The 19,195-nt window shown below is 59.6% G+C and carries 21 protein-coding genes; 16 read left to right on the top strand and 5 right to left on the bottom strand.

Annotation, left to right across the window (positions count from 1 at the left end; all coding sequences use genetic code 11):
• Positions 1-63 precede the first annotated feature (63 nt).
• Positions 64-558, top strand: coding sequence for a PaaI family thioesterase (locus J2X66_RS00200; protein WP_310259303.1), 495 nt, complete (start codon positions 64-66; stop codon positions 556-558).
• A 27-nt stretch (positions 559-585) separates the two neighbouring features.
• Here the strand turns inward: J2X66_RS00200 and J2X66_RS00205 are convergent, their stop codons facing one another.
• On the bottom strand, positions 586-1,206 hold the full coding sequence (locus J2X66_RS00205; RefSeq protein ID WP_310259305.1) for a cell wall hydrolase: 621 nt from the start codon (positions 1,204-1,206) through the stop codon (positions 586-588).
• Between the two features lie 139 nt (positions 1,207-1,345).
• On the opposite strand from J2X66_RS00205, the gene J2X66_RS00210 reads away from it, so the two are divergent.
• The gene (locus J2X66_RS00210) at positions 1,346-2,197 is read left to right on the top strand and encodes a CAP domain-containing protein (RefSeq protein ID WP_310259308.1); all 852 of its coding nucleotides are present in this window, start codon (positions 1,346-1,348) and stop codon (positions 2,195-2,197) included.
• Between the two features lie 31 nt (positions 2,198-2,228).
• Here the strand turns inward: J2X66_RS00210 and J2X66_RS00215 are convergent, their stop codons facing one another.
• Positions 2,229-2,465, bottom strand: a complete 237-nt coding sequence (locus J2X66_RS00215; RefSeq protein WP_310259311.1) for a hypothetical protein — start codon at positions 2,463-2,465, stop codon at positions 2,229-2,231.
• Positions 2,466-2,665: 200 nt separating this feature from the next.
• Between J2X66_RS00215 and J2X66_RS00220 the strand changes: the two genes are divergently transcribed.
• Together J2X66_RS00220 and yghX are read left to right on the top strand one after the other, a co-directional pair.
• Positions 2,666-4,429, top strand: coding sequence for an L-lactate permease (locus J2X66_RS00220; RefSeq protein WP_310259314.1), 1,764 nt, complete (start codon positions 2,666-2,668; stop codon positions 4,427-4,429).
• Between the two features lie 101 nt (positions 4,430-4,530).
• On the top strand, positions 4,531-5,418 hold the full coding sequence (gene yghX / locus J2X66_RS00225; protein WP_310259317.1) for a YghX family hydrolase: 888 nt from the start codon (positions 4,531-4,533) through the stop codon (positions 5,416-5,418).
• Between the two features lie 172 nt (positions 5,419-5,590).
• Here the strand turns inward: yghX and J2X66_RS00230 are convergent, their stop codons facing one another.
• Positions 5,591-6,379 carry a DeoR/GlpR family DNA-binding transcription regulator gene (locus J2X66_RS00230; RefSeq protein WP_310259320.1) on the bottom strand — a complete coding sequence of 263 codons (789 nt, stop codon included), beginning with the start codon at positions 6,377-6,379 and terminating at the stop codon, positions 5,591-5,593.
• 119 nt (positions 6,380-6,498) lie between these two features.
• Between J2X66_RS00230 and J2X66_RS00235 the strand changes: the two genes are divergently transcribed.
• Entirely contained in the window at positions 6,499-7,194 is a 696-nt protein-coding gene (locus tag J2X66_RS00235; protein WP_310259322.1) for a serine hydrolase domain-containing protein, read from the top strand.
• An 817-nt stretch (positions 7,195-8,011) separates the two neighbouring features.
• Positions 8,012-8,893 (top strand): glycoside hydrolase domain-containing protein, encoded by an 882-nt coding sequence (locus J2X66_RS00240; RefSeq protein ID WP_310259323.1) that lies wholly within the window; start codon positions 8,012-8,014, stop codon positions 8,891-8,893.
• A 14-nt stretch (positions 8,894-8,907) separates the two neighbouring features.
• Here J2X66_RS00240 and J2X66_RS00245 read toward each other — a convergent pair whose 3' ends face one another.
• Positions 8,908-9,576 carry an ATPase gene (locus J2X66_RS00245; protein ID WP_310259326.1) on the bottom strand — a complete coding sequence of 223 codons (669 nt, stop codon included), beginning with the start codon at positions 9,574-9,576 and terminating at the stop codon, positions 8,908-8,910.
• Between the two features lie 169 nt (positions 9,577-9,745).
• Here J2X66_RS00245 and J2X66_RS00250 point away from each other — a divergent pair, with 169 nt between their 5' ends.
• The 4 genes from J2X66_RS00250 to J2X66_RS00265 all read left to right on the top strand — a co-directional run bounded on the left by J2X66_RS00250 (position 9,746) and on the right by J2X66_RS00265 (position 12,583).
• The gene (locus J2X66_RS00250; RefSeq protein ID WP_310259328.1) at positions 9,746-10,222 is read left to right on the top strand and encodes a hypothetical protein; all 477 of its coding nucleotides are present in this window, start codon (positions 9,746-9,748) and stop codon (positions 10,220-10,222) included.
• Positions 10,223-10,280: 58 nt separating this feature from the next.
• The gene (locus J2X66_RS00255) at positions 10,281-11,189 is read left to right on the top strand and encodes an alpha/beta hydrolase (RefSeq protein WP_310259331.1); all 909 of its coding nucleotides are present in this window, start codon (positions 10,281-10,283) and stop codon (positions 11,187-11,189) included.
• 183 nt (positions 11,190-11,372) lie between these two features.
• The gene (locus J2X66_RS00260; protein WP_310259334.1) at positions 11,373-11,621 is read left to right on the top strand and encodes a hypothetical protein; all 249 of its coding nucleotides are present in this window, start codon (positions 11,373-11,375) and stop codon (positions 11,619-11,621) included.
• Positions 11,622-11,842: 221 nt separating this feature from the next.
• A complete protein-coding gene (locus tag J2X66_RS00265; protein ID WP_310259337.1) occupies positions 11,843-12,583 on the top strand; it encodes a hypothetical protein in 741 nt (246 codons plus the stop codon).
• Positions 12,584-12,622: 39 nt separating this feature from the next.
• Here J2X66_RS00265 and J2X66_RS00270 read toward each other — a convergent pair whose 3' ends face one another.
• Positions 12,623-13,426, bottom strand: a complete 804-nt coding sequence (locus J2X66_RS00270; protein WP_310259340.1) for a hypothetical protein — start codon at positions 13,424-13,426, stop codon at positions 12,623-12,625.
• A gap of 346 nt (positions 13,427-13,772) precedes the next feature.
• On the opposite strand from J2X66_RS00270, the gene J2X66_RS00275 reads away from it, so the two are divergent.
• From J2X66_RS00275 to argE, 6 genes are all read left to right on the top strand, one after another.
• Positions 13,773-14,378, top strand: a complete 606-nt coding sequence (locus tag J2X66_RS00275) for an SCO family protein (protein WP_310259343.1) — start codon at positions 13,773-13,775, stop codon at positions 14,376-14,378.
• On the top strand, positions 14,378-14,851 hold the full coding sequence (locus J2X66_RS00280; RefSeq protein WP_310259346.1) for a copper chaperone PCu(A)C: 474 nt from the start codon (positions 14,378-14,380) through the stop codon (positions 14,849-14,851). The genes J2X66_RS00275 and J2X66_RS00280 overlap by 1 nt, the downstream gene beginning before the upstream one ends.
• A gap of 469 nt (positions 14,852-15,320) precedes the next feature.
• Positions 15,321-16,667, top strand: a complete 1,347-nt coding sequence (locus tag J2X66_RS00285) for a flavin-containing monooxygenase (RefSeq protein ID WP_405046761.1) — start codon at positions 15,321-15,323, stop codon at positions 16,665-16,667.
• A 21-nt stretch (positions 16,668-16,688) separates the two neighbouring features.
• Positions 16,689-17,105, top strand: coding sequence for a RidA family protein (locus tag J2X66_RS00290; protein ID WP_310259354.1), 417 nt, complete (start codon positions 16,689-16,691; stop codon positions 17,103-17,105).
• A 75-nt stretch (positions 17,106-17,180) separates the two neighbouring features.
• A complete protein-coding gene (locus J2X66_RS00295; protein ID WP_310259357.1) occupies positions 17,181-17,858 on the top strand; it encodes a DUF1028 domain-containing protein in 678 nt (225 codons plus the stop codon).
• Positions 17,855-19,003 (top strand): acetylornithine deacetylase, encoded by a 1,149-nt coding sequence (gene argE, locus J2X66_RS00300; RefSeq protein ID WP_310259360.1) that lies wholly within the window; start codon positions 17,855-17,857, stop codon positions 19,001-19,003. The genes J2X66_RS00295 and argE overlap by 4 nt, the downstream gene beginning before the upstream one ends.
• Positions 19,004-19,195: the final 192 nt, after the last annotated feature.

The following is a 19,195-nucleotide window of genomic DNA, read 5'->3' on the forward strand; positions in this document are numbered from 1 at the left end:
GGACTTCCCCTCGTTCCGGCGCTTTAATCGCAGGCGGACTTCACAGCACAACAAGGGATCACCATGCTCGATATTTCCATGCAGGACCGCGCCGCACCGGATGGCGTGTGCTACGGCTGCGGCAGCCGCAATCCTCACGGGTTGCACGTCAAGAGCCACTGGCACGAGGACGGCGTCCACGTCGTCGCCGAGCATCTGCCCGAGGCCAAATACTGTGGCTGGCCGGATCTGGTGTATGGCGGCTTGATTGCAATGTTGGTGGATTGCCATTCGAACTGGACGGCCATGGCGTATCACTACCGGGCCGAAAACCGCGAGCCGGGCTCCCTGCCGCGCATCGACTGCGTCACCGGCAACCTGGGCATCAAGTTCATCAAACCGACGCCGATGGGCGTTGCGCTGACCTTGCGCGCCAGGGTTGAGGGCGAGGTCGGACGCAAGACCCGCGTCATCTGCGAGGTGTACGCCGACGGCGTGCTCACGGCGGTGGGCGACTCAGTGTTTGTCCGGGTCGATACCGGGCAACTGGCCGCCGCAGCGCATGGTCGCGAGGTTTAAGTGCTGTGAGCCTCAGGGTCGGCCGAGCTACTTCGCCGACCCGTCATGGGGCTTGTAGAACACGAACAAACCGATGCTCGCCGTTTTTATGTACTCCTTGGCCCAGACCGGTTTCACCGTCTTGTCGTGGAAATACATCGCGCCGCCGGTGCGATCCGGCAGCTGCTTGTTCAGCGCCTTGCGCGCGATTTCCTTGGCCAGCGCGTATTGGGTCTCTTCCTGAACCGAGTCCGATTTCCCGTCGCACCACCAGGAGAACTGGCAGCTCTTGGTTTCGGAACCTTGCTTGACCACTGCGCACACCGTATCGGGAAAACCCTCGTGGCCGAGGCGGTTCATCACCACGTTGGCCACCGCTTCCATGTCGGCCGTGTCCTTGCCTTTGGCTTCCCAGTAGATGGAGCGCGCCATGCAGGTAATGGCGTCGTCCAGCGGCGCCGTGCCGGCCGGGTCGACGGCCTGGACTTCGGACTGGGTGATGGCCTCGGACTTGGGCACCGGCACATTGCTGCTCTTCTCGGCAGCCTTCTGCTCAAGCACCTGCGCCTTGTCTTGCGCGACCTCCTTTTTTTGTTGTTGATCGTCCGCCATGGACTGACCGGCTAGTAGACACAGAGCGAGAAACGCGGCGATGTATTTGGCGGGCATGGTGCAAACACTCTGGAAGGTGTCGGATTAGGGTAGTAGCCAAATCATATCAACTACTACGCAACAAACTGCAAAAAGCCATTGCCTTGTACGGGGGGAGTTCGCGCATCATGGGCGCAGTCCGTCCAAGGGGGTTTCCATGCACGTCTTTTCATCCGCTATGCGCTTGTCGGTGTTGTCGTTGGGTCTGGTGCTTGCCGCAACGGCGATGGCGTCCGATGAAACGCAACTGGTCGATTCGATCAACGCCTTTCGCAGCCTGCCGCAGAGTTGCGCCGGTCAGGTCTCGCCGGAGTTGCCACCATTGACCAGCGATCCGCGCCTGATTTTGCCGGCCAGCGGACAGGTCGACTTGCAGCAGGCCATGGTGCGGGCGTCGTATCCGATGCTCCATGTGCAAGCGATATCCCTGACCGGCCCGCGTGATGCGCAAGCGGCAATGATGGCGATACAGGAAAGCTTTTGCCAAGTGGTGCTGAACCTGAAATTCGTCGACATCGGTGTCAGCCGCCAAGGCAACGACTGGCGCGTCGTGCTCGCCCGCCCGCTGTTGACCGCGCGCCTGGGTGATGCCGCCACCGAAGGCCAGAAGCTCTTGGTCGAACTCAACGCCGCGCGCAGTAAACCCCGTCAGTGCGGCGCCCAGCCATTTGCCGCGACCACGCCGCTGGCCTGGAACGCCACCCTCGCATCCGCCGCCGAAACCAACTCACGGGCCATGGCCAACGGCAACTATTTTGATCACAAGGACCGCGACGGCCGCACGCCGGGGGACCGCGCAGAACTGGCGGGTTACAACTTTCAGCAGATTGGCGAGAACATTGCCGCCGGCCAAGACACCGTGCGCAAGGTGGTCGACGGCTGGCTGGCCAGCCCCGGTCATTGCGCCAACCTGATGAACCCACAGTTCAAGGAACTCGGCGCGGCGTACGCGAACGATCCAAAAAGCGATGCCGGCATCTACTGGACGGCCATGTTCGGTACCCAATAAGGACGATGATCAGAGCGGTGATTCACCGCTCTTACAACGTTTGCTGGCTGTTGCCGATGGTCTTGGCTTTTTCGATGGCCCAGGCCACTGCGTCATCGAAGTCCAGCAAATGTGGGGACGGATGGTGGTCCTCTTCTATTACCGAGCCGTCTGGCCGGTACACCCCGATGAGCATTTTCAGGGAGCCGTCCCCCAGTATCTCGGCTGTGACCTTTATCGAGCATCCGTTGGAAAGCTTCTCCTTGTGATTCAAATGGCGTTCAGTCATCGCGCTCTCCCTCTCGTGGTGAGTGGATCGGGTCAGGCATCCTTCTGAGCGTAGTAGAAGTTCGCCCGGGAACATGGCCGGCCCCGGCCCGTTTCAACAGCGACGAACCTCCCAAGACAGCGGCGTAATGCCACCTATACTGCATTTCACCAACCCCGCCCGGGGCCTGCGCTACCCACAATAACAAGCAGAGGTGGAACATGGTCTGGCAGCAAATCTACGACCCCTTCGGTAACCCGGTCATTTCAACGCTCATGGCCGCCGTGCCGGTGGTGGTGATGTTGGCCTCCCTGGCGTTTTTCCACATCAAGGCACACATGGCCGCGCTGCTCGCGCTGGCGTCTGCGTTGCTCATCGCGATCTTTGCTTTCGGCATGCCGGCCAACATGGCGGGCTCGGCGGCGCTGTTCGGCGCGGCCAACGGCTTGCTACCGATCGGCTGGATCGTACTCAACATCATCTTCCTGCACCGACTGACCACCGAGAACGGCTCGTTCAAGGTGCTGCAGGATTCCCTGGCGCGCATCACCGACGACCGGCGCCTGCAATTGCTGCTCATCGCCTTCTGCTTCGGCGCGTTTTTCGAAGGCGCGGCCGGTTTTGGTACGCCCGTGGCGGTGACCGGTGCGATTCTGATCGGACTGGGCTTCTCCCCGTTGGCGGCGTCTGGCCTGGCCTTGATCGCTAACACGGCGCCGGTCGCGTTCGGCGCACTGGGCACACCGATCATTACGCTGGCCAAAGTGACCGGGCTGGACGAAATGGAACTGTCGATGATGGTCGGTCGACAACTGCCGTTTTTCTCGGTGCTCGTACCGTTCTGGTTGATCTGGGCCTTCGCCGGTTGGCGCAAGATGCTGGAGATCTGGCCGGCGATCCTCGTCGCAGGGGTCAGTTTCGCCGTGCCGCAATTCCTCGTGTCCAACTACCACGGCCCGATGCTGGTGGACGTGATCGCCGCGCTGATTTCCATGGCCTGCCTGACGGGTTTCCTCAAGGTCTGGAAACCGGCCACGGTACACACCTCGGCCGCCCTGACCGGGCGTGTCGACAACTCGAAAATCGATGCCGAACATGAGCAACCACCGGCGGCCGACGGGACCTTTTCCGGCGATGCGAAACCAGCGGTGATGCGCGCCTGGATGCCGTGGATCATCCTCACGATCTTCGTCTTCGCCTGGGGCACCCAGGGTTTCAAAAACATGTTCGATACCCGTCCGGCAATCGATCCGCAAACCCAGTCGGTCAAGCTCGACCCACAGGGTAAACCGCTGCGCGAAGCCAACCCTGTTTTCGCGCCAGTCCTGACCTTCACCACTTTGCACCTGCAAGTCGAGAAAGTGCCGCCGGTGGTGCCGGCACCGAAAACCGAAGAGGCGATTTACAAGTTCACCTGGTTCACCGCCACCGGCAGCGGCATCTTGCTGTCCGCCATCCTCGGCGGGCTGCTGATGGGCTACTCGATCCCACAACTGGCTCGCCAATACCTGCGAACGCTGTGGGTGGTGCGCTACTCACTGATCACCATCGCGGCGATGCTGGCACTGGGTTACCTCACGCGTTACTCGGGACTGGACGCGACCATGGGCCTGGCCTTCGCCGCAACCGGTATTTTCTACCCGATGTTCGGCACCCTCCTCGGCTGGCTCGGCGTGGCATTGACCGGCTCGGACACCGCGTCCAACGTGTTGTTCGGCGGCTTGCAACGAGTCACGTCAGAACAGCTCGGGATCAGCCCGGTGCTGATGGCGGCGGCGAACAGCTCTGGCGGGGTCATGGGCAAAATGGTCGACGCGCAGTCGATTGTGGTCGCGTCCACGGCAACGCGCTGGTACGGGCATGAAGGCGAGATTCTGCGCTACGTGTTTTTCCACTCGATCGTGCTGGCGATTCTGGTCGGCGGGCTGGTGACGTTGCAGGCGTATGTCGCGCCGTTCAGTCACATGGTGGTGGGTGGGCATTAGTCCCACGACACACCGTTTGCCACAACCCGGACGAATGGCCCGGGTTGTGGGTCAAACGCTGCTTTACTGATTCAGATCCTGAATACACGGAAAGCGCCTTGATGGAACGCCTTACCGCCAAAGACTTCGCCCCCGAATTGCTCGAACTCTACGACTACTACGTCCATGGCAAGATCAACCGCCGAGCATTTCTTGATCGTGCGGCGCTGTTCGCCTTGGGTGGATTGACTGCCAGCGCACTGCTGGCTTCCCTGAGCCCCAACTACGCGCTCGCCGAACAAGTGGAATTCACCGACCCGGACATCCTGCCCGAATACATCACCTACCCTTCGCCCAAGGGTCACGGCAACGTCCGCGCCTATCTGGTGCGCCCGACCAAGGTCAGCGGCAAAGTCCCGGCGGTGGTGGTCGTGCATGAAAACCGTGGGCTCAATCCCTACATCGAAGACGTCGCCCGCCGCGTCGCCAAAGCCGGGTTCATTGCCCTAGCCCCTGACGGTTTGAGTTCGGTGGGCGGTTATCCCGGCAACGATGACAAGGGCCGCGAACTGCAGGCGAAGGTCGATCCGGAAAAGCTCATGAATGATTTCTTCGCCGCCATCGAATGGCTGATGAAAAACGACACGAGCACCGGAAAAGTCGGCATCACCGGCTTCTGCTATGGCGGTGGTGTCGCCAACGCGGCGGCCGTGGCATATCCGGAACTGGCGGCGGCCGTGCCTTTTTATGGTCGCCAGCCAAAGGCTGAAGACGTGCCCAGGATCAAGGCGCCGTTGCTGCTGCATTACGGCGAACTGGACAAAGGCATCAATGAAGGATGGCCAGCCTATGAAGCGGCGTTGAAGGCCGCAGGCAAAACCTATGAAGCCTACATTTACCCCGGCTGCAATCACGGCTTTCATAACGACTCGACGCCCCGCTACGATGAAGCCGCCGCGAAACAGGCGTGGGACCGCACGGTGGCGTGGTTTCACAAGTACCTGGCTTAGGTATCAATTCCTTCGATCTTTTACATCACGAAGCCGAATTTTTTATTTGTCCCCGGCCTATTCAAGATGTCGCCATCTCGGATAAGTCGGACGACACCCTCATGAACCTGAATTTTGCCTTTGCCTGCTTCATCGTCGTGTCATTTGCGATTGCACTGGGTCATGGCTGAGCTCAGGCATCGACCTGAATCACTTCAATACCCCACCGCTGATAATCCTCAACGTTGCCCGACGCCACCTGTTGCTCGGTGATTAGCGTGTGGAGGCGATTGCACGGTGCAACCACAAACGGCTCCACCGCCCCCAGTTTGTCCGCCATGGTCACCGCCACTACGTGAGACGCGCTATTGAGCATCGCCTGTTTCACCGGCACCTCATCGAAATGCAGCGAGCTGATGCCGACTTCCGGGTGAATCGCGCACACCCCAGTGAATAACAGATCAGCCTTGATCCCCTCGATCAGCCTCAGGGTTTCATGGCCGCTGGCCGACATTGTCGCGGGATTAAGTTGCCCACCAGCAAGAATCACTTTGACGCGTTTGTAGTCGGCCAACGCGATAGCGATCATCGGCGACGCGGTAATTGCCGTGATGGCAATGTCCGCCGGCAGGGACCGCGCGATCTGCAACGTGGTGCTCCCTGAATCGAACAGCACAATCTGGCCATCCTTCACCCGGCGCGCGGCGAGTTGCGCCAGGCGCGTTTTCACCTCATCGGTTTCACCGACCCGGGTGAAGAAATCCTTGCCGGTGTCTTTAGGACGCGGCAACGCCCCGCCATGCACCCGTTGCACCAGTCCTGCGCTGGCGAGCTCTGACAGGTCACGGCGGATGGTGTCCTCGGACACGGCGAAATGCTGGCTCAACTCAGAAGCCATGACCTTGCCGTCGCGTTCAAGTATCAGGAGGATTTTCTGCCGGCGCACGGAAGGTAGCTCGGATACAGCGTGCTGATCTTGCATGTTTATGCCTGTTTTTGCGTGTTTTCGCGAGATTAGCCAAGCCACCGGAAAAACACAATCGAGTCGGCGATTGATTAGGTTTCTGGCAAACTTCCACGGCGCCTTCGTCCAGAGCAGCCATGCCCCATGCTTTTCGCCCTTGTCTCAAACGGTTCAATGCCCACGCCTGTCCACCCTGCGGTGACAGTTCCCTGCCCACCGAGGAAATGCTGCGCCGGCTGGACGCGACCCGGTTGCGCTACACGCCCGGTGACGGCTGGGGCTATTCCAACGTTGGTTACCTGTACGTGGCGAACATCATCGAACGCCTGAGCGGTCTTGCACTGGAAGAAGCGTTGACCCGAATGGTTTTTTCACCCCTCGGTTTATCAGGTATACGCCTCGCCACAACGCCTGCCGACCTGCAAGACGTGAACATGGGCACCGCGCCAGCGTACGACCCGGGCTGGGTTTATCACGGGCTGTTGGTTGGCCCGCTGGATCAAGCCGCTGTTTGCCTTGATCGTCTACTGACCGGCCAGACCCTGCCGCCGGCGTTACTGCGCGAGATGCAGACGGCTCGCACGCTTGGCGGGCCGATAGCCGGGCGTCCGTGGGTTGCGCCGGGTTACGCGCTTGGCCTGATGCAAGGCGCGGTCGAGGGTGGGCTAGTATTAAGCGGACACACCGGCGGCGGACCGGGCAGTGTGATCGCGGTTTATCGTTGCGGTGAAGGTGATCACACCGCGAGTTGCGCGGTGTTTGCCGAAGGTGGTGCCGAAGGAGCGGTCGAGGCAGAAGCCGTGAGTCGCTTGCTGAACGCCGTCATTCAATAGACCGAATAATCGGGCGCGCGACTAATGTTATAAGTCCACGCTTGGCAACCCGGCAGTGCCAAGCGGTAAACTTCCATGAAAAAGATCGCCCGACGAGGTGTACGCTAAAAACCTGCTTAAGAGCAGGTCCGACTATATGTCAGCGCAAAAGAACATATCGTTCAATTACAACACCGACTACGAAGCCACCACCAAAAAGAAGCAGAAACGTGCACTACCCGCTTCGCACAACCGTCATCAGCCGCCCAGACAAGATGCGCAACACTCGCGCCAGCGGATTTGTCGACATGGAAATACTGTTTGACGGAAAAACCTGACCCTGTTCGGCAAAAACGTTAACACGTATATGCAAGTGGAAGTGCTTGGCACCCTGGGTAATTTGATTGATGTACTCAGGAAAAAAATACGACCGGCCTTTATCCGGATCGCCCAAGGTGAGCGCCCCTGCTCCTGCCGCTATGTCATCACCTCAAAACCGGTGGAGGGTGGGCCGCCGTTCAGCATTCGATTGAGTGACCGGAGAACCGGGGCTGATAACAGATCGCGATAACTCCAAACACTTTTCCGGACTGCAATACCCAGCAAAAATACATGCAAACGCACGCACAAAAAATAGTGCACGCTTAAACCTCTCAGAAACTTATCAAACTTTGTTACATCAACTTAACAACTGACTCAACTCCATTACACCTATTTAAAGTATAAATATTTACGTGTGTTGACGGACTCGTAAAACGCGCCTCTTATTAATGTCTGAGCGAAAACCATCGACTCTCGCACTTGGCATAAGTGCGCCATCACGAAAAGGAAACTTATCATGCTCATTATCGACACCCCCTACAACACCACATCAAAACTGCGCAACCTGGCGAAAGAAAATGTACAAACCATTATTCGTTACTACAACTTCAGCAACTCGAGAACGTTCCCTGACAAGTGTTTGACGCTTATTGAGGCGCAATCAATTTGTGCACAAGGAATGAACATCGCCGTGGTATTCCAACAGCGACAAAACAACGCCGACGACTTTTCCGAAATCAAAGGTTATGAGGCGGGACGCAGAGCCTACCGCTATGCCCACAACGACATAGGCCAACCTGACGGGTCAGGCATCTATTTCTCCGTCGACTTTGATGCCAGCGCCAACGAAATCACCAGCAACATCGTCCCGTATTTCCAGGGAGTGCAGCGGGCGTTCAACGAGGTTTCCGGCGGCCAGCCAGCTTATCGGGTCGGTGTCTATGGCTCGGGCGCTACTGCCAGCGCGTTGTCCAAAAGCAACTTGTGCTCACTGATCTGGCTGGCGATGTCTTCCGGGTTTCGTGGCACGAAGGAGGCGATAAAGAATGGCGCCTATCACATTCAGCAAAAAGCCCCGGCGGCGAAACTGGGCGGCCTGGACCTCGACTTCAACCTGATCAACCCCCAACACACCGACGACTTCGGGGCGTTCGTGCTTGCGGTCGAATCGTCGACCGATACGCTACCTCCGGTTGCCGCCACTCACGAAGTGATAGCGCGCACAAGTCTAAGGCTGCGTGGTGGCCCAGGAACCGAGTACAGCGTAGTGAGTAGCTTGAAGCCCGGTCAGCAAGTGATCGCCAAACCGGCCAACACCGAGTGGTCGAGTATCGACCTTCAAGGTGATGGCCTGATCGATGGATTTGCCGCGTCGGCCTTTCTGAAAGAGTTGAACTGAACACCAGCCAAGGTTTAGTTACTCGCCACCTGCGCCACGTTGCCGGAGGTCATCAACGCCTTCAGCGAAGCATCAAACTGCTTCAGCGCATTCACCTGCAATTCGGTTTGCCGGTCGATCTGCGCAGCAATGTCCGGCGCCGCTTTGCCGTGCACCCAAACCGAAGGCATTTGTTGTGCGCGCGAGCCTTCGGCCTGGCCGATGTACTGCAGATTCGCATCGTAGAACTTGGCCATGAAACGCGCTTCGACCTGATTATTGCGCTTGGACACCAGGCGGCTGTAGGTGTCCAGCATCACCACCACGTCGGGGTGGGCTTGTACCAATGCGTCGAGGTTGTCGTAGACCGTCACAGAACCGAACTGTTTTTGCAGCGAGCCCATGAGCCAGTTGATCGCCAGTTTCGGATCGGAGCTGTTGACGAACGCGCTGCTGATGCGCGAATCCAGCTGCGGGTTCTTGGCGCCATTCACCGCCACCGCATGGTATTGCTCAAGGTATTGAAGGGTGTTGACGGTGTTTTCGCTGTAGAGCACGCCCACTGACTGGGCATGTTGCAGGCTGGCGGTGCTGTCCGCTACAGGGGGGAAATGGCAAGCCGGCTCAGCCGCGTAGGCCGGCACGGTGGCGGCGACGCTGCCGGTGAATACGGCGACAAAAGCCAGCAAGGTAGACATTCTCATCGCACAGGTTCCTTCAAAGGCGAATTCGGTATGTGGCTATCCTCCTCCCATGGCGGAAAAACAGAACTTGCATTCCTTGATGGTGATTATTGATTAAACCAATGGTGGGTCGATGGGCCTGGTCTACGCTGGTCTGATGTCCCTGTTTCCCCAACCACGGAGCCCAATCGTGCATCGGATTTCTACTACCGCCCTCGCATTAACGCTGCTCTTCACACTTTCAAATCCTGCCGCTGCGGACACCCCGGCCCTGAATGAAGCGCGCACCTTGGTCGCCAAAGCGCACATGGGCAGCAACCTCCCGGCCATCGCCCTGTCGACGGCGAAGGCAACGGTGTCCTGGTCGATGATTGCCGAGAAGCTGGGAGCTGATGACGCCAACCGCATCGTCTCCGAAGAAATCACCGCGTTGCTGCCCAAGTACCAGCCCGAATGGGACGAGAACCTGGCGCGGGCTTATGAGAAGTCATTCTCCGAAGAAGAACTGTCATCGCTCGTCGCTGATGGTCCGGCCTCGCAATACGTGGAAAAAGTAAAAGCCCAGCAAGCCACCGTCGGTGGAGAGATGCGCTCGACGTCGGAGCCGATTGTGGTGGCGCTGGTGACCGAGGCGCTGAAGGCAACCATGGAAAAACGCGTGCCGTAAAGCGGTCTACGCTGCTTCAGGTACGCCACTTCCCACGCGTACCTAGGGAGAGACCGCCATGCTACGCACCTTGCTGACCGCCTCATTGCTGCTTGCACTCAGCCTCCCGGCACTGGCCGGGATCACTCCGTTCCCCAGCGCTTTTCATACCCAGGACATCACGGTCGAGGGCGTCAAAATCCACGTGCGCGTCGGCGGCAAAGGGCCGGCCGTGGTAATGCTGCATGGTTTTGGTGACACCGGCGACATGTGGGCGCCACTGGCGGCGGACCTGGTCAAGGATCACACCGTGGTGGTGCCGGACTTGCGCGGGCTCGGGCTGTCGGCGATCCCGGAGAGCGGCTATGACAAGAAGACCCAGGCCGGCGACGTCCGTGGAGTGTTGGCGGCGCTGGGGATCGAGCATTCGGTAGTCATCGGCCATGACATCGGCACCATGGTCGCCTTCGCCTACGCCTCGCGTTATCCGCAACTGACCGATCGCCTGGTGGTGATGGATGCGCCGGTGCCCGGCATTCCGCCCTGGAACGACATCGTCCGCTCGCCGATGCTGTGGCATTTCGACTTTGGCGGACCGGACGCTGAGCGTCTGGTGGCGGGTCGTGAACGCATCTACCTGGACCGCTTCTGGAACGAATTTGCGGGCGACCGCAGCAAAGTCGATGAGGCCACCCGTCAGCATTACGCCAAGCTTTATGCCCGCCCCGGCGTGATGCACGCGGCCTTCGCGCAGTTCCGCAGCATTCGTCAGGACGCGGTGGACAACGAAGCGTCGATGAAGACACGGCTGACCATGCCGGTACTGGCCATCGGCGGTGAAAAATCTTTTGGGGCCAATGAAGCCATCGTGATGCGCAACGCCGCCGACAACGTCATCGAAGTGGTGATCCCGGGCGCCGGGCACTGGCTGATGGAGGAAGCGCCGGCGGCGACCATTCAAGCGATACGCGCTTTCATTGCGCCGTGACGGCGTCGGTTGATACGCCATTGTTACGTGGCTGATTCCGACGATCTTCACGCTGTTACCTTAGCGACCGTGTTGTCACTTCTGCGGGGCCTGGCCGGCCAATAGAGTAGTGCCTTCGGTGTGCAGGCACGGACGTTCGGCCCGGCTGCCCGCCGATCCCCCCATCACGGAAGAGGTGACATCATGAGTTTCGTCATTGTTGAAAAAAACCAGAGCAGCGTCCCTTCGGAAGCAGATCTGAGAAAGGCCATGGTCGAGTCCGGCGGCAAGCCGGGTGACGTGACCGGCGACAACGCCAGCCGAAAAATGACCTATACCGGCCTGGTCAATCACACGGTGTTCGAGAACAAGCTGATCGAGGTCGCCAAAGGCAAACGCACCAGCTGGAACTTCACCTTTGCTGACGCAACGGTGAGTGCGGCCGCGCACTGAGGCCACGGCGGGGCGGTCGAAAGGCCTCCCCGCTGTTTCATCGCTTGATACTCCGCCGTTACACGCGCTGTTACCTGCCGGGCTGGAACCGTGTTGATGAGCCCTCCGGCTGTAACGCCAAGACACTTCGCCGCCCCGCTCCGCCCGCCTACAGTGAAGCCGTCGATGTGCTCAATGAGCCATTGATTGCCCGACACACCACACCAAGGAATAGGGAAACCATGAGCAAATCCATTGCAGTAAGCGAGCATCAACAAACACTTCATGACAACGTGCAGGCCGCCATCAAATCGCTGCTGGCCGCTCCAACAGCCTTGAAAAGCACTGACTACGCCAAGGTCCTGACATCGACGCTGGCGGCCACTCAAAAATCGGTCAAAATCCAGATCGCCGCCGGCGACCTGACTACGCTGAAACAATCAGGCTATAAGTTGTGTTTCGCCAAGAAGGTCGGTAACGAAGCCTACAATGTGGTCTGGCAGTCCTATGTCCAATACCTGAGCAACAACACCTTCAGCTGGACCCCGCAGTATCAGCTGTTTGGTTCCAATACGTTCCAGGCCAACGTGCAAGTGGAAGTCTCGACCAACATCGTCACGATTGGTCTGGGTCAACAGTCAATACTCGACAATTCGGGGTTGATGGGCCCGGCGACGAGCGGCGGCCCTGACACGTCGATCACCCTGATCAACAATTACGGCAATATCCACCCTGGCGTCAGCCAATTGTCCACCGGCATCGATGGCAAGCAGGTCAGCACCCCGATCTACGTGGCCTCCAACCCAGTGGTCCTCGGCTCTACGGCGCTGACCCCGATCGAAACCCTATTGGTGTGGTTCGAACAGAACGTGCAGACCAGCACCATGTTCAGCACGTCGCGCTCACAATCCGTCGAAATCGACCTGACGTTCGACAACAATGCCACCCGCCTCTACTCCGGAGGCAGCTGGACCGTCGTGTAAAACCTGCAACCGGGGCAACCTCGCGGTTGCCCCGTCTACTCAAGCGTCACTGCCGCCACGGGCGAAATACCCCGTCAACGATTGGCAAATCGACTCCGCCAGATCCTCCTGCGTGGCGATGCCGTAAGGTCGATTGCGATCAAACTGTTCTGACCAGCGAATCCGCCCCTGTGCCACATCAATCAAGCGCACCGAAGCCCGAACCCGGGTCGACTCAACCCGCACACTGCCCTCCAGTGAATAATTGCCGCGCCCGGCCCGCACCAGGTCCGAGGCTTTGACGCTGCTGCGTGGCACCTTCATCAATACGTGATTGCCATGGCTTTGTGTCTGCTCGAACGATTCGAACAGCCTGCAGCTCAGCTCTTCACACAAGCCCCGGGCAAAGTCGTCGCCGTCGCGGGTGATGCAGGTGAACGGCTGAATCTGTAACACCGGGTGGCGCGCCGCGATCGCCTTGGGCCGAAGTCGTTGATAGGCGAGGCGATAACATCCAGCCGGAAGGCTCAGGTGTATCGGGTCTTGCTGACCGCTGGTGGCGTAATGCGCCGCAAGTTTGCGGCGCAATCGCCCCACCTGCACACGCACCACCGGATCGTCGCCAGTGCAGTAAATCGCCGGATCACGGCGAAACACCGCCAGGCCGATGGCGTGCTCAGTGAGCGCAGTGTTCGGATGTTGAAGGTCATGATCGACCAGGAAGCGCAGCAGATCGCCCATCCGCCTGGACTTGGCAAACACCGGGCTGGCCAACAGCTGCGCCAGCACCCGCTCCATTTCTTCACGATCAAGTGGCTCGGGAACACCCTCGGCACTTGAATTGCCAACGTGCTTGATTACCATTGCCTGCCTCCGTGCAGGTTATCGACAATCACTCGCCACCTCTTTTTGAGGTGGAATGGATACTGAAGTCGTACTCCTTGAACCTCTGCAATGCCCCCGCCGGGGAAGGCTCGGACGCTGCAAGGTCGAAGCTTAGCAGCCGTAACGCAACGGCGAGGAGATTGTGTCCGCTGCTACAGGGATCGCATCTGATATGTGGTTTTTTGCCGGTTCTGTCTCTGTACTGCCACCCGCGCCGGTCCGACAATGACCAGCGGACCACTACAGTTTGTTAAGATCCACGCGCATTTTTCGTCTGATACATCAGCCGCCCAAGATTTCACGTCGCGACACAGGATTTTCCCCCATGAATACGTTGTATACCCGTCGCACTGTCCTGCGCGGCATGAGCCTGTTGAGCCTCGGCCTGCTGGCCGGTTGTGATGACAGCAGCAAGCTGTCGTTCAAGTACGGCAAGGACCTCAGCGACAAGATCATGGGCCGGACCTTCAAGCTCAAGGACGTCGATGGCGAAACCCGGATGCTGACCAGCTATCGCGGGATGATGCCGATGATTTTCTTCGGTTTCACCCAATGCCCGGCCGTCTGCCCGACCACCCTGGCCCGCGCCGCCCAGGCGAAAAAACTGATGGGCCGCGATGGCGAAAAGCTCCAGGTGATCTTCATCACCCTCGACCCTGAACGCGATACGCCGCAGATGCTCGACAAGTACGTCAAATCCTTCGACCCGACGTTCGAAGCGCTGCACGGCACGCTGGAAGAAACCGCAGCCACCGCCAAGGAATTCGGCGTGTTCTTTGAAAAAGTCCCGAACGGTGACAGCTACACCCTCTCCCACACCGCGACCAGCTATGTCTTCGACTCCCGAGGCAATTTGCGCCTGGGCCTGTCCGCGTCCCTTACCGCCCAAGAGTGCGCAGAAGACCTGCTCACCGTCATGGAGGTCTGTTAATGACTGCACCATCCTTCCAACGCATCAAACAACTGGCCCTGGGCCTGTCGCTGATTGGCCTGGCGTTCCAGGCGTCGGCGCAAACCGAGGTTCACGACGCCTGGGTTCGCGCGACCGTTGCCGGCCAACCGTCGACCGGCGCCTTCATGACCGTGAAAGCTGACAGCGACAGCACCCTGCTGAGCGTTCAGTCCCCGGTGGCAAAAACGGTACAGATTCACCAAATGAGCATGAAAGACGATGTGATGAAAATGGGCAGGGTCGAATCCGTCGCGCTGCCGGCCGGCAAGCCTGTGACCCTGGATCCCCACGGCTACCACGTGATGCTGATTGACCTGACCGCCCAGGTGAAGGAAGGCGATAAAGTCCCGCTGACCCTGACCGTGAAAAACGCCAAGGGCGAGCAGGAAACCATCGAAGTGCAAGCCGAAGCGCGGGCTCTCGGCACGATGGATCACAGCAAGATGCATTAAGGCCCCGGCCTATGGTTGCAGCGGATCAAAAATCGAATTGAACCCTGCGGCCCATCGCGTTTTCGAAATCCTATAGCGCCCGACTTCGACGACGTCAGGCGCCATGGGAGAGGAAATCCCGATGAACACCCGACTTCTGCTTCTGCACGCCTGCCTGAGCCCCGCGCTGGCCATGGCTAAAAGCTGCCACCAGCAAGGACAAAAACTGCACCTCGCTGAACATCCCCGATAACGCGCAGGTCACGACGTACTACTGCTGTGCCGAACACCTGAGTCAGGCGAAGATTGACTGCGAATCGGGCGGCGGGCACTGGAAAGCGCAGTAGCCATTCGACACGCCTCCTGCCAAACCCGCTGCCCAGGCGGGTCCGGGCGCTCTGCCTCAGTTATTTATACTCAAATGCCAGCTTAATAATATTTTACCGATACCAGGGTGATCCCTAGTCTTGACCCCAAGAGATGGCAGGCCATTAGCGACCTGAATCCCACTTCGAAGGGTAAAGAGATGACCACAGAAAAAACAAAAACAGACACGCTGATCGTTGGCGCCGGTCAGGCTGGCGTGGCCATGAGTGAACACCTGAGCAAACTCGGCGTGCCGCACCTGGTGCTGGAGCGCAACCGCATTGCCGAGCGCTGGCGCACCGGGCGTTGGGATTCGCTGGTGGCCAACGGTCCAGCGTGGCACGACCGTTTTCCAGGCATGGAATTCGATGACCTGAGCCCCGACGGCTTTGCCCCGAAAGAACGTGTCGCCGACTACTTCGAAGCCTACGCCAAGAAATTCAACGCCCCGGTGCGCACCGGCGTGGACGTGCTGAGCGTCAAGCGCAATGTCGGCCGCCCAGGCTTCACCATTGAAACCTCCGACGGCGTGATCGAGGCCAACCGTGTGGTGGCGGCCACCGGGCCGTTCCAGAAACCGGTGATTCCACCCATCGCGCCAAAAGATCAGCCATTCATTCAGATCCACTCGGCCGATTACCGCAACCCCGAGCAACTGCCGGAAGGCGCTGTACTGGTGGTGGGTGCCGGTTCGTCGGGCGTGCAGATCGCCGATGAATTGCAGCGTTCGGGCAAGCAGGTCTACCTCTCGGTCGGTGCCCACGACCGCCCGCCTCGCGCTTATCGCAACCGGGATTTCTGCTGGTGGCTGGGCGTGCTCGGCGAGTGGGATCAGGCGGCGATGAAACCCGGCCGGGAACACGTGACCATCGCGGTCAGCGGTGCCCATGGCGGCAAGACTGTCGACTTCCGTGGCCTTGCCCATCGCGGCATGACCCTGGTCGGCCTGACCCAATCGTTCAATGGCGGCGTGGCGACGTTCCAGCCGAACCTGGCCGAGAACCTGGCGCGCGGTGACGAGAACTATCTCGCGCTGCTTAACGCTGCCGATGCCTACATCGAGCGCAACGGCCTGGACCTGCCGGAAGAACCTGAAGCACGCATTACTTTCCCTGATCCGGCGTGCGTGACGAATCCGATTCTTGAGCTCGACCTGGTCAAGGCCGGCGTGACTTCGATCATCTGGGCCACCGGTTTTGCCACCGATTACAGCTGGCTCAAAGTGAGTGCTTTCGACGACAACGGTAAGCCGCAGCATCAGCGCGGTGTGTCGAGCGAGCCAGGGGTCTATTTCCTCGGCCTGCCGTGGCAGTCGCGTCGTGGGTCTTCGTTCATCTGGGGCGTTTGGCACGACGCGAAATACGTGGCTGATCACATCGCCATCCAGCGGTCGTACCTCGACTACCACGATGCGGCGCAGCGTCAGGCTGAAGCCGTGCCGGTCGCCCATAAAACCACTGTCAGCGCTTAATACTTTTTTCAGGAGCTTCACATGGCCACGCCAACCCACACCCGAATTCGCATGTTCAACACCAAGCAAACCTACCCGAACCAGAGCCTGGACAATGATTTGTGCCAAGCCGTGCGGGCCGGTAATACCGTTTATGTTCGTGGCCAGGTCGGCACCGATTTCGAAGGCAACCTGGTCGGCCTGGGCGACCCGCGTGCGCAGGCCGAGCAGGCGATGCGCAACGTCAAACAGTTGCTGGAAGAGGCTGGCAGCGACCTGAGCCACATCGTAAAAACCACGACTTACCTGATTGATCCGCGGTATCGCGAGCCGGTTTATCAGGAAGTGGGCAAGTGGCTGAAGGGCGTGTTTCCGATTTCGACCGGGTTGGTGGTGTCTGCACTGGGGCAACCGCAGTGGTTGATGGAGATTGATGTGATTGCGGTGATTCCTGAGTAAGACCGAGTCGCGGCCTTCGCGAGCAGGCCCGCCCAGACACAGCAACAGCCAAGGGTTTAACCAAGGAGCAAAACCATGACCTTCTCCATCGCCGCCCGTTGCCCCGAAACCGGTCAGTTCGGCATCGCGATCAGTTCCTCCAGCATCGCTGTCGGCGCTCGTTGCCCCTGGCTGCTGCCGGGTGTCGGCGCAGTCTCGACGCAAAACATCACTCTGCCCTCACTCGGCCCCGAAACCCTCGCCCTGATGGAGCAAGGCCTCGCACCGGCCGAGGCGCTGGACACAGTCCTGACCCGCAACGGCTACAGCCAGTACCGGCAAATCACCGCCATCGACCACCTCGGCCGCACCGCACATTTCAGCGGCGCGCAGACCCTGGGCAATCACAACGCGGTGTCCGGTGAACACTGCGTGGCGGCCGGCAACATGCTCGCGGACCGCTCGGTAATCGAGGCGATGGTTGAAGCGTTCGAACATGGTGAAGGCCAGCTGGCCGACCGCTTGCTCGCTGCCATGAAAGCCGCGATTGCCGCCGGCGGTGAGGCCGGGCCGGTGCATTCGGCGGCGATGATCGTCGTGGGTGAACTGACGTGGCCGATCATCAACCTGCGGGTCGACTGGGCCGACGAAAACCCAATCGGTGAGCTCGAGAAACTGTGGGACGCCTATCGCCCACAAGTTCAGGACTACATCGACCGCGCCCTGGCCCCGGACAAATCCCCTGGCTACGGCGTCGCCGGTGACGACCGATGAGCCACAGCCGCGAGTTGTTGCAGACGCTGGTGGCGTTCGACACCACCAGCCGCGAGTCCAACCTGCAGCTGATCGAGTTCGTGCGCGACTACCTCGCGGGCTTCGATGTGCCGTGCGAGCTGGTCTACAACGAGCAACACAGCAAGGCCAATCTGTTCGCCACCCTCGGCCCGGCGGATGTGCCGGGCATCGTGCTGTCGGGGCACACCGACGTGGTGCCCGTCGACGGCCAGCCGTGGACCGTGGCGCCGTTCGAACTCACCGAGCGCGACGGCAAACTCTACGGTCGCGGAACGGCGGACATGAAAGGCTACATCGCCTGCGTGCTGGCCCTGGTGCCATCGCTGGTGCAGGCCACGCTACGCGTACCGGTGCACATCGCGCTTTCTTATGATGAAGAAGTCGGCTGCCTCGGTGTGCGTTCGCTGCTGACGGAACTGGAACAACGTCCGGTCAAACCGATGCTGTGCATCATTGGCGAACCGACCGAGCTGAAACCGGTGCTCGGGCATAAAGGCAAACTGGCGATGCGGTGTGATGTTCACGGGCAAGCGTGTCATTCGGCGTATGCGCCGCTGGGGGTCAACTCGATTGAATATGCCGCTGAGTTGATTGGTGAGCTGGGGCGGATTGGCAACCGGCTCAAAGCGCCGGAACTTCATGATGCGCGATTCGATCCGCCGTTCAGCACCGTGCAAACCGGGGTGATTTCGGGTGGCAAGGCGTTGAACATCGTCCCCGCCGATTGCCGCTTCGACTTCGAAATCCGTGCCCTGCCCTCGTTTGATCCCAATGATGTGGCGCAGGAACTGAAGGCCTATGCCGAGCAACAAGTGTTGCCGCGCATGCGGGCCGTGAGTGAACAGAGTGAGATCCGCTTCAGTGAGCTGTCGGCGTACCCCGGTCTGGCGACCGATGCGCACAGCGAAGCGGCGGAGTTGATTGCCGCTTTCTCCGGCTCCCGGGAATTCGGCACCGTAGCCTTCGGCACCGAAGGCGGCCTGTTCGACGCAGCAGGCATCCCCACCGTCGTCTGCGGCCCCGGCAGCATGGACCAAGGCCACAAACCTGATGAATTCGTCAGCCTTGAACAACTCACCGCTTGCGATGCGATGCTGCAACGGATGCTGCTGTCGATCAGCTAGCAAAGCATCCGAACACACCAGAAATCCCTGTGGGAGCGGGCTTGCCCGCGATGAGGGCCTGACAGTCAATATTAAGTTGGCTGACAGACTGCCATCGCGGGCAAGCCCGCTCCCACAGTATCGCATCCGTAACGCCCCCTATTCTCCTCAATTTTCCAGCGACCAACCGGCATACTTTTTTTAACGTCTATA

The organism is Pseudomonas sp. 3296, from assembly GCF_031456615.1.
Taxonomy (GTDB): Bacteria; Pseudomonadota; Gammaproteobacteria; order Pseudomonadales; family Pseudomonadaceae; genus Aquipseudomonas; species Aquipseudomonas mucoides.